Below are 15,098 nucleotides of genomic sequence, written 5' to 3'. Positions count from 1 at the left end.
AGATGGTTTAAGAGAAAGTTTAAAAGCATTAGATTTAAAATTATTAGTTACTAAAGACTCATATGCCTCTCCTACTGTTACTTCTTTTATCCCTCACGATAAAGACGAATTAACATATATTAAATCAACACTAAAATCAAGATTTAATATTACTATTGCTGGTGGTCAAGGCAAACTAAAAGGAACCATTTTGAGAATTGGTCACATGGGAAAAGTGTCACCTTTTGATATTTTATCTGTTGTTTCAGCTTTAGAAATCATTCTTACAGATTATCGTAAAGTCAATTATATTGGCAAAGCTACGCTAAAATTTACGGAGGTAATTCAACATGACGCATAATATTTTAGTTTCAGATCCAATTTCAGAAGAAGGTTTACAAAGTTTAATCCATCATCCTGATTTTAAGGTTGATTTTAAATCTGGTTTAACTGAAAAAGAACTTGTCGATATTATTCCTAACTATCAAGGGTTAATCGTACGTAGTCAAACTCAAGTCACAGAATCTATTATTAACCATGCTTCAAACTTAAAAGTTATTGCTAGAGCCGGTGTAGGTGTGGATAATATTGATATAAAATCAGCAACTCTAAATGGTATACTCGTTGTAAATGCTCCCGATGGAAATACGATTTCTGCTACTGAGCACTCAGTTGCTATGATTCTAGCAATGGCACGAAATATACCGCAAGCTTACACATCACTAAAGAATAAAGTATGGAATCGTAAAGCATTTAAAGGAGTTGAATTATATCAAAAAGTATTAGGCGTCATTGGAGCAGGACGTATTGGTTTAGGTGTAGCAAAAAGATTAAAAAGTTTTGGTATGACTGTTTTAGCTTATGACCCTTTTTTGACTAAAGAAAAAGCAGAGCAACTTGGAATTGAACTAGCAACAATTGATGAAATTGCTCAACGTTCAGATTTTGTTACCGTTCACACACCATTAACACCTAAAACAAAAGGTATTATCGATGCTCATTTCTTTAATCAAGCTAAACCAACGTTACAAATTATTAATGTAGCTAGAGGCGGAATTATTAATGAAAACGACTTGCTTAATGCTTTAAATCAACATCAAATTGCTAGAGCAGCATTAGACGTATTTGAAAATGAACCTCCCCTAGATTCACCGCTTCTCGATCATAAAAATATTATTGTAACTCCTCATTTAGGTGCATCTACGATTGAAGCACAAGAAAAAGTAGCTGTATCCGTTGCTGAAGAAATCATTGATATTTTAGAAAATGGTAATGTTACAAATGCAGTCAATGCACCTAAGTTAAACTTAAACCATATTGATGAGAAGACACAACAATGGCTTCGTATTAGCCAGCTTTCAGGTGAATTGGCAATTCAATTATTAGATGATGCACCTAGAGAGATTAAAGTGACTTTTAACGGAGAAAATGCTAAAAAAGAATCTGATTTAATTACTCGATCAATCGTCACGTCAATTTTAAAACAAAATTTAGGTGAACGCGTGAACTTAATTAATGCTATTGCATTATTAAACGAACAAGGTATCACTCATCATATTGAAAATCGTGCTTCACAAGGAACATTCAGCAATTATATTCAAATTAATTTGATAAGTGAACATGAAGAAGTAAAAATTGGTGCAACTGTAATAGATGGATTTGGTGCACGTATTGTAAGAATTAATGATTATTCAGTAGATTTTAAACCCAATACTTATCAATTTATTTCTTATCATAAAGACTTACCAGGAATGGTAGGTTTAACAGGTCAACTACTCGGTAAACATGATATCAATATTGCTTCAATGTCTTTAGGAAGAAGTTCTGAAGGTGGACAAGCAATGATGATTCTGTCAATAGATCAACCTATTACTCAACAAGTTATTAAAGAATTATATGAGATTGGTGATTTTGATAACATCTACGGTACAACTTTATCAATATAATAAATAAGAAAGGAACGACGATAATATTCGGCGTTCCTTTCTTTTTATTATTTATTAAGTAGAATATGTCTAATGTCACAAATATGATTAACAATATAGTCAGCACCGTGTTGCTCTAGGTCTTCTTTTGCTTCTTTCCCACTTAAACCAGTTAAAGTACCTATAAATGTTGCCCCAATCTTTTTAGCACATAATAAATCCGCTAATGAATCACCAACAATAAATACATCATTCTCATTAACAATATGTTTTTGATTTTGAATATAGTGCAAATAATCTCCCTCATTGTTTCCATAAAGAGTTGCAATATAACTAAATGGATTAGGTTTACCTAGTGGCCCTTCTTTTGGAAATACTGACTCAGCTTTCAATACTTCACTCGCTGTGACAATATGCTTTTCATTAAAAAAAGATTTAAGACCAAAGGACTCAAATGGAACAATTGTTTCTGTTCTTGGTCTACCAGTTGCAATGGCAATGTTAAAACCTGCTTGTTTTATATCATTTAATAATGTTTTAATTTCTTCCACAGGACGTAAGATCTTTTCTTCATAAATAAAACCAGACTTAGGAATAGACAAAGGAGTAAGCTTTTCTACTTTTTCATATAAAGTTGTTCCTAAATACCATTCTTGATATATTGCTCTAGCTAAATTCCAAAGTGGACTTTTTAAATTAAATAATTTAGCATTTTCAATATTTAATTGATCTTTTGCGTAATCTTCTAATTCAAGATAAATATTCTCTTTACCACTTTGACTATTTTGAATAAATTTTAACGGTACTGCATAATTAACTTTAAATTGATCATTATAAGATTGTAATTCACGTAGAGTCTCAACTGAAAACGTTTCAACATGAGTCACTTGTCTAATTGTTTCTGAATCCAACTGTTTCAAGAGATGGATGAAATGAATACTAAATACAACAAATAACATATCCCAGTTAGAATTAAGGCCTAAAGATTTTAATTGATTTAAAATTTGATCGTTTAAAAATACTTGTGTTCTTATATCTTCAATTAATTCATCATTCATATGATTAAAATTTTGAGCGCTATCTAAACCTAAAAAATCATCACTCTTTAATAGTTCTTCAACTGTTAAGGCAGATACATCAAAGCAACGTTCTTCACTTAAAAACACACCATCTACATCAAATAAAATTGATTTCATCGACATCTCTCCATTTTTTGACTATTCTGATACTTATAATCATAACGAACATTTATATAAAGTCAATGTAATAAAAATAAGAGCCAATGCTTAAAATCTAGCATTAGCTCTTTTATATAAATAATATTTATCAATAGGACTATAGTGTAACAAATGATTTGGACATATAATGTCGCTTTTATTGTTTCTGTTGAATTATTTCATCTGTTTTTCAATTTCATCTGCTACTTGTTGAACATGTGTACCAATAATTACTTGTGTTGAATGGTGGCCATTTTTCGTCACCCCAACAGCTCCAGCATTTCTAATTTTTTGTTCATCAATAATCGTATTATCTTTTAGTTCTAAACGAAGTCGTGTAGCACAGTTTGTTAAACTATCGATATTAGATTTTCCACCTAAACCTTCTAATATTTGTGTAACTGGTTGATGATATTTTCCACTTTTTGATTTATCTATAGTTGCCGTTTCTTCTACTATTGGATCAGCTAGTAAGTTATCACCACGTCCTATTGTATTTAAATTCAATACTTTAATCATAATTCTAAAAATAACATAATATAAAATAAAGAATACAATACCTTGAACTAATAGCATTAAAGGGTGATTAGCGACTGGATTAATGAGTGATAAAACATAATCAATTAATCCTGCAATAAATGAGAATCCCGCAGTCCACTGAAATAGAGATGCAATAAATAATGAAAGCCCTGTTAATAAGGCATGTATGATAAAAAGTACAGGTGCAACAAACATAAATGCAAATTCAATTGGCTCTGTAACTCCTACTACAAAGGCTGAAATAGCACTTGCTAAAAACCATCCCCATACTTGCTTTTGTTGCTTTGTCTCAGCACTGTGATACATTGCAAGTGCTGCTGCTGGTATACCAAACATCATAATTGGGAAGAAACCTGCTTGATAACGTCCTGTTATACCTTTTACTGCATCTACACCTGTTTGGAATTTACCAATATCATTAATTCCTGCTGTATCGAACCAAAATACTGCATTCAATGCATGATGTAAACCAGTAGGAATAAGTAGTCGATTAAAGACACCATATAAAAATGCTCCGAATGAACCAAAACCTACTAACCATTCTCCAAATGCAACAATGCCTGAAAAGACCATAGGCCAAATAAATAATAGTATAACTGCTAATATAGTACTAAAAAATACAGTCATAATAGGTACTAATCGTTTACCACTAAAAAATGACAAGGCCATAGGTAATTCAACTTCACTAAATTTATTAAAAGAATATGCTGCAATTAACCCGATAATAATACCAAGAAATACATTAGAATTATCCATTTTTGTAAAGCCTAAGTTAACTGCTTTTTCTTTTATATTAAATAACGTAGCCACATTTTCTGGATTTAATACTTTCGTTACCATGGCATATCCTAACGCACCTGCCAAAGCAACGGCACCATCGTTCTTTTTAGCCATACCAATAGCTACACCGATAGCAAAAATTAATCCTAATTGTCCTAAAATAGCTGTTCCTACAATTGAAAAGAACATGGCTACTGTGGGAAGAACATGAAGTGCATTTAGTAAGTTACCTATCCCAGTTATGATTGCTCCTGCTGGTAAAACTGCTACAGGGAGCATTAACGATCTTCCGAGATTTTGAAAGAATTTAAACATCTTTTATCCTCCTTTATTTATTAAAAATTATATTTTTTATGTATTTAGTCCAATATATAATCTACCATATTTGTAAGCGGTTACGCTATATGTTTATTTTATATAAATAGACAATGTGATGACAAAATAAAAAAGATACGCTTTAACCAATAAAGATTAAAACGTATATATATTTAATAAGATATTATAAATGATTTTTATTATTGATTGAGATAATTAACTGGTATTTTACTTCAAATCTATTTTTTTATTAAATAATCTTTCCGCATTGACTAAATAAAAATGATTAAAGACAAAATAACAAGAACAATACGTTAGGTAATATATGGTACTAACGGAAAATAGATTTCTTAAAATCTGTCATTTTCACTCATGGTACTCCTATCATCCATTTATCAATTATTTATAAAAAAAGAAGATTCTCTATTTAGAAAATCTTCTGATGAATAATGCTATCAATATCTATTAAAGACGTTCTTGAATAAGATGAAGTTCATGTTGTAACTGTGCTGTACGTCTTTCTATTTCTTTAGTTAGAAAATCAATTTTTTCGTTACGCTTTAAATCTTTAGGTATGTCAGATTGATAAATAGGTTTACCAAATTTAATCATCGCTTGACCAGTGACTAAACCATGTAACTTCGTTGGTCCAACATAAGCAGCTGGTAAGATTGGTGCTTTACCTAACATAGCAATCGTTGCAGCTCCACGTTTTAAAGGCGCGCCTTCAACTGAAGTTCTATGACCTGTTGGGAAGATACCTACTGTTTTATGATCTTTCAATAATTTAACAGGTTGTTTTAACGTACTAGGTCCCGGATTTTCTCGATCTACTGGAAAAGCATTTAAAGATCTTAAAAATTTGCCACCCCATTTATTACTAAATAATTCTTTTTTAGCCATATAATGAATTTCATTTGGAATTAAAGCTAATCCTAATAAAATCACTTCATTATAACTTTCATGGGTACAAGTCACAACATATTTACTATCTTTAGGAATGTTCTCTTTACCTACAATGTGTAATGAACGTGCCATTTTTACGATTATTAATTCTAAAAATTTACTAATAAATTTATACATTTTGTCACCTACTTCTAAGTTTCTACACTTAGTCGATTTTATCATTAACTTATCACGTGAACAAGATTTTAAAAGATACATCTTAAGACTGATAGCTATTTACTAGAAATATTTAAATATTTTCTTCATAATTGAGATAATGGTTAAAATATATACGGAGGTTTAATATGACAGAATATAATCAATATTTTCAATCCAGCGATTATCAGCATTCACGTCCACCTAAACCGAAGTTTCCATGGTTTAGAATTATTATTATTGCTCTAATCGCTGGTATCATAGGAGCATTAATTGTTTTAGGAGTTAATCGACTTATGAATGGAGATGATTCAAATAGTGGTGGATCTCAAGTCCAACAGGCTACGAATGATAAAGGTGGCAATGTGTTAGACGGTAAAAGTGATAAATATAAATCGGTTAATGCCATGATCAAAGATGTTTCTCCTGCTATTGTAGGTGTCATCAATATGCAAAAGGCAACAAGTTTTGACGATTTATTACAAGGTAAATCAACTAAGGCACAAGAAGCCGGTATCGGTTCTGGTGTTATTTATCAAATTAACAACAATTCTGCTTATATCGTCACTAATAATCACGTTATTGATGGTGCATCACAAATTAAAGTACAATTACATAACGGTAAACAAGTAGAAGCAAAGCTTGTAGGTACAGATGCAGTTTCAGATATTGCAGTTTTAAAAATCGATTCTCAAAAAGGAATTAAAGCAATGAAATTCGCAAATTCTTCTAAAGTTCAAACTGGCGATAGTGTTTTCGCAATGGGTAACCCACTTGGCTTAGAATTTGCTAACTCAGTAACATCAGGTATTATTTCTGCAAATGAACGTACAATTGAATCTAATACCACTTCTGGTGGAACTAAAGTAAATGTGCTACAAACAGATGCAGCAATTAATCCCGGTAACTCTGGTGGTGCATTAGTAGATGTTAATGGTAATTTAGTAGGTATTAATTCAATGAAAATTGCTGCTGACCAAGTTGAAGGTATTGGTTTTGCAATCCCAAGTAATGAAGTAAGAGTTACAATTGAACAACTCGTTAAACATGGTAAAGTAGAACGTCCTTCAATTGGAATAGGGTTACTTAACTTAAGTGATATTCCAGATTCTTATAAAAAAGAATTAAAAACTGATCGTGATACTGGTGTGTATATTGCAAAAGTTAGCCACTCTAGTGAATTAAAAGTTGGCGATATCATTACTAAAGTAGATAGTAAAAAAGTAGATGATGATACCGATCTAAGAACGTACTTATATCAAAATAAAAAGCCAGGTGAAACCGTGAAGTTGACTGTTATACGTGATGGTAAAACTAAAGACGTATCAGTCACTCTTAAAAATCAAAAATCAATATCTTCGCAATCATATAATTCTGAAGATAATAATAGTCAATTTATTCGATAATAAATAACGAGGTTAATCCAAAATAATGGATTAACCTCGTTTTCAATATATTCTTCTCAGATAAGATTATTTATAATTTACCATGAAGTATTTTTTCTTACCACGGCGAATAATTGTAAATTCATTATCAAATTTATCTTCATCAGTTAAGTTGTAGTCAACAGACTGTTCTCTTTCACCATTAATATAAATTGCTCCATTGTTTACATCTTCTCTTGCTTGTCGTTTTGAGGAAGCAATTCCAGATTCAATTAAAACATCAATAATGTTAGTTGTTGCTTTAGAAACTTCAACTTGAGGTACTTCTTTAAACCCTGCTTTGATATCTTTAATTGATAAAGATTTTAAATCACCTTTAAATAATGCTTCTGAAATTCTAATTGCATCATCAAGTGCTTCTTTACCATGAATAAATTCTGTTACATTTTCAGCAAGTGCTTTTTGAGCTTCTCGTAAATGTGGTGCTTCATCTCTAGATTGTTCAAGGCGATTAATATCTTCTTTACTTAAGAATGTAAAGTATTTTAAGAATTTAATAACATCTTCATCCGATTGATTAATCCAGAATTGATAAAATTCATACGGTGTTGTTTTTTCAGCATCTAACCAAACAGCTCCAGATTCTGATTTCCCAAACTTTTTACCATCAGACTTTGTCACTAATGGAATAGTTAAACCATAAGCTTCTGTTTGACCATACATACGTCGCATTAACTCAATACCACTTGTAATATTACCCCATTGATCAGAACCACCAACTTGAATTTTACAATTAAGTTCACGATTTAAGTGGCCAAAGTCAATTGCTTGTAAAATAGTATAGGTAAATTCTGTATATGAAATTCCATTTTCTAATCGTGATTGAATTGAATCTTTACCTAGCATATAATTGACACCTACATGTTTACCATAATCACGTAGGAAACTTATTAGTGAAATTTGACTTAACCAGTCTCTATTATTAACGAGTACGGCTCCTTTATCTGTGCCAAATTCAAATAGTTTATGCATTTGAGCGCTTAAGCCTTCAACATTTTTTGCTACTTGATCTTCAGTTTGTAATACACGTTCTTCAGATTTACCAGATGGGTCTCCAATCATACCAGTGCCTCCACCAATAAGTACTATTGGACGATGACCATGTTCTTGGAATCGACGTAATGTCATAAATGGTAAAAGATGACCAATATGTAAACTATCAGCAGTTGGATCTGCACCACAATACAACGTTACTTGTTCTTTATTTAATAAATCTTCAATACCTTGTTCATCAGTTTGTTGATAAATTAAACCTCTCCATTGTAATTCTTCTAGTAATGCATTTGACATAGTTATATCCTCCTATAAAATTTATTTTTATTAAATAAAAAAGCACCCTCACAACAATGTAAGGGCGCTTATGCACGTTACCACCATACTTAACAATTCAAATAGAATTGTTTACTCTATTAATGATACGCTCATTAATAAACGTTGAATAAATAAGTATGAGGTGTATTCATATATAAACACATGTTAGTTCACAGCATCCACTAACTCTCTGTTAAGTTAATTTATATATTACTTCTCCTCTTATTCAATACATATTGAATTGATAATAATTATAAAAAAACCTCTTCTAAAAGTCAAATATGCTAGATATGATATACTGTATTTAATTTGAGGAGGACTACCATGAAATTATTATTTAAAGATATTCAATTTAAAACGTTTGAAAAAAATTATAAATTTATAAAACATATTATGGTAGGCCTTTTGAGTATTATAGTTTTAGGTTCTATACTTATTGTTCTTGGTACTGCTACTTATTTTCATCATCTTACTCAAGAAGCTTCAAATATAAGTGATACTGAATTGAAACACCGCGTACTACACTTTTCAGGTGATGAGATTTTGAATCACGATAAAAATATTTTAACTGAGTATGATCATTCTCAAAACTCTCTCATCGTAGGTCCAAAACATGTAAATTCAAACGTAATTAAAGCATTAATATCTTCTGAAGACACATTATTTTTTAAACATGATGGAATTTTACCAAAAGCGTTAATAAGAGCAATGATACAAGATGTTTTAAGTTTAAATTCTCGTTCTGGCGGAAGTACAATTACACAACAATTAATAAAGAATCAAGTCTTAACAAATGAAAAAACATATAGTCGTAAAGCAAATGAAATTATATTAGCGATGCGTCTTGAAAAAATATTATCTAAAAATGAAATTATTTATACATATTTAAATATTGTACCGTTTGGACGCGATTATAATGGTGCAAATATAACTGGAATTGCATCTGCTTCCTATAGTTTATTTAACGTTCCCCCCTCCAAGTTAAATGTTGCACAATCCGCTTATCTTGTTGGCTTATTGCAAAGTCCTTATACGTATACACCGTATGAAAATAATGGTGATTTGAAGGCTTATAACGAAGTTAAAATTAGTATTGACCGTCAGCATTATGTATTAAAACGAATGCTAGTGGAAGGGGTAATTACTAAAAAGACATATCAACAGGCAAAACAATATACTATTTATGATCATTTATTAACTAAGCCTCAATGAATCAATCAATATCTTTTATCGCACTTTATATTAATTTAAATAGTTTATGAGTATTGAATTTAAAAGACTTTTAAAATAAATGTATGATAGTAATAACACAAAATATCGATATATCATTTAAATTACCTGAAATTCGTCTTTTAATTGGTTTTGCCGCTAAATTACTTGTCTTTTCACATGCAGTTTTACCAACAAAATGATGAAATTTGTTGGTAAAACAAAGAAACGTCTGAGACAGTAAAAGTCTCAAACGTTTTTTCTTTAATCTAAATTAGAATAATCCTACTGCATGACCTTCATCAGTGACATCCATGTTTAATGCCGCTGGTTTTTTAGGTAATCCCGGCATTGTCATAATTGCACCTGTTAATGCAACAATAAATCCAGCGCCTGTTTTAGCTTCTAATTCTCTGATAGTTATATCAAAATCAGTTGGTGCGCCTAAAGCGGTTGCATCATCACTAAATGAGTACTGTGTTTTAGCCATACAGATTGGATATTTGCCCCATCCATTGTCGGTAAATTCTTTTAATTGTCTTTTTGCTTTTTTACTGAACGTTACTGAAGAACCACCATAGATTTCTTTTACAATTGTTTCAATTTTTTCTTCTAATGATTGATCTAAATCATACAAGAATTTAAATTCTTGTGGTTGATCGATGACTTCAAGAACTTGATTAGCAAGATCAACGCCACCTTTACCACCTTTCTCCCATACTTCTGTTAAGGCAATTCGTACATTATTTTCTTTAGCCCAAGCTTTAACTGCTTCAGTTTCATCTTCAGTATCATGTACAAATGCATTTAAAGCAACCACAGGTTCTACTCCAAATTTTCTAATATTATTAACATGACGCTCTAAATTAACAATACCAGATTTAACTGCTTCGACATTTTCTTCTTTTAGATTATCTTTAGCAACACCTCCATGCATTTTTAACGCACGAACAGTAGCTACTAGGACAACTGCAGAAGGTTCAAAGCCTGCTTCACGTGCTTTGATGTCTATAAATTTTTCAGCGCCTAAATCTGAACCAAAGCCTGCTTCTGTAACAACAATATCTGCCAAATCACGTGCAGTTTCAGTTGCTAAAATCGAGTTACAACCATGAGCAATATTAGCAAATGGCCCACCATGTACAAGTGCTGGTGTTCCTTCAATAGTTTGTACTAAATTAGGTTTAATTGCATCTTTAAGTATCATTGCAAGAGCGCCTTCAACTTTTAAGTCTGCAACAGTAATTGGTTTACGTTCACGAGTATAACCAACTGTAATACGACTGATTTTTTCTTTTAAATCATTAATATTACGAGCTAAACATAAAATCGCCATTATTTCAGATGCTACAGTGATATTGAAACCATCTTCACGTGGAACACCGTTAGTTGGTCCACCTAACCCAACGATGACATTACGTAATGCACGATCATTCATATCAAGTACACGTTTCCATTCAACACGACGTACATCAATTGCTAAATCATTACCTTGATGAATGTGATTGTCTATAAATGCTGATAATGCATTATTCGCTGTTGTAATTGCATGGAAATCACCGTTAAAGTGTAAATTAATATCTTCCATAGGTAAAACCTGCGCATATCCCCCACCAGTGGCGCCACCTTTAATTCCGAAAGTTGGTCCTAAAGCAGGTTCACGTAAAGCGACCATTACATTTTTATTTAACTCATTAAAAGCATCAGCTAAGCCTACTGTTACAGTTGATTTACCTTCACCAGCTGGTGTAGGGCTCATTGCAGTTACTAAGACAACTTTACCTTTTTCTTCTTTTGATTGAACTTGATTAATATCAATTTTAGCTTTGTAGTGTCCATATTGCTCTAAAGCATGTTCAGGTATTCCTGCTTTTTTTGCAATGTCTCCAATTGGTTTTAATTCTGATTGATTAGCAATATCTAAATCTGATAAATGTGCCAAATTATTTCAACCCCTTGTTTAAAATAAATTTTATGTAATAAGATATTTAGAAATAACTACCAAATCATCTTACTACTTTATAATAACTAACAAACAAATATATGTCGAATACTTGATAGCGTTTACAAAAATATTTAATTTCCTTAAAAATAAATTTAGTAATATTAAAAGTTTTACATAATTATATTATAGTAACTTATATATTAAAAAAGGATAAAATTATTCATTTTATCCTTTTTTCTACATTACTTTATTTAGTAGTATTTCGATATTCAATTCTATGTGGCAAAACTACATTAGGTTCTGCAATGTCTTCTTCATTCATAAATTTAGTAAGAAGACGCATACCTACTGCTCCGATGTCATACAATGGTTGAATGACACTAGATAGTTTAGGTCTAACCATTTCTACCAAACGCGTATTATTAAAACTAACGATTTGTAGTTCTTCTGGAACTTTTATTCCAGCATCAAGAGCACTATGCAAAATACCAATTGCTTGTTCATCACTAATAGATAATATAGCATCAGGTAAATTATTTTTTAATTTTTCAAAAACATTCACTCCGTCTTTATAGCTTTCTGAACCTGATAATTCTATAGTGTTATTTAACTTTAATTGATGTTTGTTTAAAGCATCTTTCAAACCACTTAGTACATCTTCTTGAGCCTTTTTAGAATAATCTCCACTTACAAGTACAAAATCTTTTGCGCCTGTTTTAATAAGTTGTTCTGTAACTTCTCTGGCAGCTTTAGCAAAATCGATATTAACAGATGCGATATTGTCATCTTTACCATTTGTGCCAGATACTACAACTGGAACTGAAGAATGATTAATTAAATCTTTGATTTCATCAGAAATTGTACCACCTAAAAAGATAATGCCATCTACTTGTTTACTTAACAAATTATTAAAAATTTCTTTTTCTTTTTCTGAATCATTATCTGAATTAGAAATGATAGAGTGATACTTATACATTGTTGCAATATCTTCAATACCTCTAGCAAGTTGAGAATAATAAATATTAGAGATATCTGGTATAATAACGCCTACTGTAGTTGTACGTTTACTAGCTAGTCCTCTTGCAACAGCATTTGGTCTATAATTTAATCTTTGAATAACATCATTTACTTTTTTACGTGTTTCTGGTTTTACGTTTTGATTGCCATTAACTACTCGTGATACAGTTGCCATAGATACACGAGCTTCTCTAGCTACATCATATATAGTTACCGTCATAATTTCCTCCTTGTAAGCGTTTCATTTATTATTATAACGTGTTTTCATTTCATTTTCAAAGTTTATCATAAATTGGTTATGTGTCAAATATATAAGACTTATATTCACAATTGTGTCAAATTTTAGTTAATAGATTTAATAAAATCAAAATAAAACTATTCGTTTTAACTAAAAAAGAACAATATAGAAGTTAAATATAAAACTTTCTATATTGCCCTATATTTTAGTAAAAATGAATAGCTAGTAAATTAAAGTATGATGTTTTATTTAAGTTGTTTAGAATTGTACATGTCAGCTAATGGCTTTAATTCATTATAAAATTTATCAAATTCATTTAAATCCATTTGTTGACCACTATCACTTAAAGCTACTGATGGATCTGGATGTACTTCTGCCATTACTCCGTCTGCACCCACAGCAAGTGCTGCTTTTGCAGTTGGTAACATAATATCCTTACGTCCTGTACTATGCGTAACATCTACCATTACTGGTAAGTGAGTACCTTGTTTTAAGATAGGTACGGCAGAAATATCAAGTGTATTACGAGTAGCTTTTTCATAAGTACGAATACCACGTTCACATAGAATAATATTTTTATTACCTTGAGAAGCAATGTATTCAGCTGCAAATGTAAATTCTTCAATAGTAGCTGATAAACCACGTTTTAATAAGATTGGCTTATTTGTACGTCCAGCTTCTTTAAGTAATTCAAAATTTTGCATATTTCTTGCACCAATTTGGAAGACATCTAAGTATTCATCAGCAATTTCGAAATCAGCTGGCTTTACAATTTCACTAACAATATTAAGATTGAATTTATCTTTAACATTTTTCAATATTTTAAGCCCTTCAATTCCTAATCCTTGGAAATCGTATGGTGATGTTCTTGGTTTAAATGCACCGCCTCTAATAAATTTCTCACCTTTGGCTTGTAAATCACGAGCTACTGCATCAACTTGTTCTTGAGATTCAACAGAACATGGACCAAATACAAATGATTTATTTCCATCACCAATAACTCCACCATTATCAAATTTTACAATTGTATCTTCCGGTTTTAATTTTCTTGAAACATATAAGTGCTTTTCATTTTCTGATTTTTGTAAATCAGTAGACGCTTTAAAGATTTCTTTAAACAATTGTTTAATTACATTATCATTAAATGGTCCGTTATTACGATCCATTAATTCATTAATCATTTCTTTTTCTCGTTGAGGGTCATAAACTTTAGTACCTTGCTTAATTTTTTCTTCTCCTATTTTTTGAGCTAATTCCCCTCTTTTTGATAATAAGTCTAGAATTTGATTATTAATTGAAATTATCTCTTCCCTGTATTGTTCTAACTTTGTAGACATTCATACTCACCTCAATAAATTTTACTATACTGAATTATATTACTTTAAAGCGGTAAAATAATTGTATTTAGATAGTATTCTAACAATTACATTAAAAATGTTCAACTATAAATCGAATAAATTTTCTAATATTTCTGAATTATTAAAATTAATATAATTAATAATACTATATAAAGAATTAAAAGAGCAATGTAAAATATTACACTGCTCTTTTAAAAATATTAATCATTAAATGTACGTTTTTCTATTTTACTATTTGCTTTTTCAGCTCTTTGTTGTTGCTTTGGCGTTTTGTTTTTATTTTTATTTTTTTGATTCTGATTTTTACGTTTTTGATTATGTTTTTTATTTTTTTGATTTGAATTTGATTGAGATGGTTGATGTTGGTGAGTAATAACTCCTTTTTCAAATTTAGCATCATGGTGAGTTTGTTTATTTTTTGTTATTTCTTCATCTTTATTAAATGACTTATGATTTTTAGTTATCAAATTAGGCACTTTATCATATTTAGAAGATGTTATTGGTGCCTCCTCAAATAATTTTCGAGTATTACTTGCTACATCTTTATTATCTTTTAACTTAGTTTGCTTAGTTCTAGCTGCCGATGCAATTTTAGAAGCTTGTGACTCATTTTCGCTGTTTTGAGTTTGATGACTTCTTGCTGGATTAGATAATTGATTTATTGCTGATTCATTTTGAATTGCACGATGTTGTGCTGCAAGTGCATCTGTTTCTTCTT

The 15,098-nt window shown here is 30.6% G+C and carries 11 protein-coding genes and 1 pseudogene; 4 read left to right on the top strand and 8 right to left on the bottom strand.

Features of this window, described 5'->3' with window-relative positions:
* Both HMPREF2561_RS10720 and serA read left to right on the top strand, forming a co-directional pair.
* Window positions 1–340, top strand: a pseudogene (locus HMPREF2561_RS10720) (alanine--glyoxylate aminotransferase family protein); the annotation flags it as partial.
* Window positions 330–1,925, top strand: coding sequence for a phosphoglycerate dehydrogenase (serA, locus tag HMPREF2561_RS03985; RefSeq protein WP_070468373.1), 1,596 nt, complete (start codon window positions 330–332; stop codon window positions 1,923–1,925). The pseudogene HMPREF2561_RS10720 and the gene serA, both read left to right, overlap by 11 nt.
* Window positions 1,926–1,972: 47 nt before the next feature.
* Here serA and HMPREF2561_RS03980 read toward each other — a convergent pair whose 3' ends face one another.
* From HMPREF2561_RS03980 to HMPREF2561_RS03970, 3 genes are all read right to left on the bottom strand, one after another.
* Window positions 1,973–3,100 carry an HAD family hydrolase gene (locus HMPREF2561_RS03980; RefSeq protein ID WP_070468371.1) on the bottom strand — a complete coding sequence of 376 codons (1,128 nt, stop codon included), beginning with the start codon at window positions 3,098–3,100 and terminating at the stop codon, window positions 1,973–1,975.
* A gap of 195 nt (window positions 3,101–3,295) precedes the next feature.
* Window positions 3,296–4,756 carry an N-acetylglucosamine-specific PTS transporter subunit IIBC gene (gene nagE, locus HMPREF2561_RS03975; RefSeq protein ID WP_070468369.1) on the bottom strand — a complete coding sequence of 487 codons (1,461 nt, stop codon included), beginning with the start codon at window positions 4,754–4,756 and terminating at the stop codon, window positions 3,296–3,298.
* A gap of 465 nt (window positions 4,757–5,221) precedes the next feature.
* Window positions 5,222–5,839 (bottom strand): lysophospholipid acyltransferase family protein, encoded by a 618-nt coding sequence (locus tag HMPREF2561_RS03970; protein WP_002448288.1) that lies wholly within the window; start codon window positions 5,837–5,839, stop codon window positions 5,222–5,224.
* Between the two features lie 167 nt (window positions 5,840–6,006).
* Between HMPREF2561_RS03970 and HMPREF2561_RS03965 the strand changes: the two genes are divergently transcribed.
* Window positions 6,007–7,263 (top strand): S1C family serine protease, encoded by a 1,257-nt coding sequence (locus HMPREF2561_RS03965; RefSeq protein ID WP_002455201.1) that lies wholly within the window; start codon window positions 6,007–6,009, stop codon window positions 7,261–7,263.
* Window positions 7,264–7,329: 66 nt separating this feature from the next.
* Here HMPREF2561_RS03965 and tyrS read toward each other — a convergent pair whose 3' ends face one another.
* Entirely contained in the window at window positions 7,330–8,592 is a 1,263-nt protein-coding gene (gene tyrS, locus HMPREF2561_RS03960; RefSeq protein ID WP_002487995.1) for a tyrosine--tRNA ligase, read from the bottom strand.
* Between the two features lie 345 nt (window positions 8,593–8,937).
* Here tyrS and HMPREF2561_RS03955 point away from each other — a divergent pair, with 345 nt between their 5' ends.
* Entirely contained in the window at window positions 8,938–9,825 is an 888-nt protein-coding gene (locus HMPREF2561_RS03955) for a transglycosylase domain-containing protein (protein WP_002448304.1), read from the top strand.
* A gap of 271 nt (window positions 9,826–10,096) precedes the next feature.
* Here HMPREF2561_RS03955 and HMPREF2561_RS03950 read toward each other — a convergent pair whose 3' ends face one another.
* The 4 genes from HMPREF2561_RS03950 to HMPREF2561_RS10985 all read right to left on the bottom strand — a co-directional run.
* Complete coding sequence (locus HMPREF2561_RS03950; protein WP_070468367.1) at window positions 10,097–11,764, bottom strand: formate--tetrahydrofolate ligase; 1,668 nt, start codon at window positions 11,762–11,764, stop codon at window positions 10,097–10,099.
* A gap of 250 nt (window positions 11,765–12,014) precedes the next feature.
* Window positions 12,015–13,004, bottom strand: a complete 990-nt coding sequence (gene ccpA / locus HMPREF2561_RS03945) for a catabolite control protein A (RefSeq protein ID WP_017176097.1) — start codon at window positions 13,002–13,004, stop codon at window positions 12,015–12,017.
* 263 nt (window positions 13,005–13,267) lie between these two features.
* Window positions 13,268–14,359 carry a bifunctional 3-deoxy-7-phosphoheptulonate synthase/chorismate mutase gene (locus tag HMPREF2561_RS03940; protein WP_070468365.1) on the bottom strand — a complete coding sequence of 364 codons (1,092 nt, stop codon included), beginning with the start codon at window positions 14,357–14,359 and terminating at the stop codon, window positions 13,268–13,270.
* Between the two features lie 221 nt (window positions 14,360–14,580).
* Window positions 14,581–15,098 (bottom strand): hypothetical protein (locus HMPREF2561_RS10985; protein WP_256275911.1); only part of this gene is annotated, 518 nt, incomplete at its 5' end.

Origin of the sequence: Staphylococcus sp. HMSC069E10 (assembly GCF_001809205.1) — a bacterium.
Lineage (GTDB): Bacteria > Bacillota > Bacilli > Staphylococcales > Staphylococcaceae > Staphylococcus > Staphylococcus hominis.
Note: the sequence above shows the minus strand (reverse complement) of the source record. Positions and strands in the feature narration are given on the sequence as shown.

Excerpts from the sequence above, each read along its gene's own strand:
- tyrS (WP_002487995.1), bottom strand. The coding sequence starts at position 8,592 with ATGTCAAATGCATTACTAGAAGAATTACAATGGAGAGGTTTAATTTAT.
- HMPREF2561_RS03965 (WP_002455201.1), top strand. The coding sequence starts at position 6,007 with ATGACAGAATATAATCAATATTTTCAATCCAGCGATTATCAGCATTCA.
- HMPREF2561_RS03980 (WP_070468371.1), bottom strand. The coding sequence starts at position 3,100 with ATGAAATCAATTTTATTTGATGTAGATGGTGTGTTTTTAAGTGAAGAA.
- HMPREF2561_RS03940 (WP_070468365.1), bottom strand. The coding sequence starts at position 14,359 with ATGTCTACAAAGTTAGAACAATACAGGGAAGAGATAATTTCAATTAAT.
- HMPREF2561_RS03970 (WP_002448288.1), bottom strand. The coding sequence starts at position 5,839 with ATGTATAAATTTATTAGTAAATTTTTAGAATTAATAATCGTAAAAATG.
- ccpA (WP_017176097.1), bottom strand. The coding sequence starts at position 13,004 with ATGACGGTAACTATATATGATGTAGCTAGAGAAGCTCGTGTATCTATG.
- serA (WP_070468373.1), top strand. The coding sequence starts at position 330 with ATGACGCATAATATTTTAGTTTCAGATCCAATTTCAGAAGAAGGTTTA.
- HMPREF2561_RS03955 (WP_002448304.1), top strand. The coding sequence starts at position 8,938 with ATGAAATTATTATTTAAAGATATTCAATTTAAAACGTTTGAAAAAAAT.
- nagE (WP_070468369.1), bottom strand. The coding sequence starts at position 4,756 with ATGTTTAAATTCTTTCAAAATCTCGGAAGATCGTTAATGCTCCCTGTA.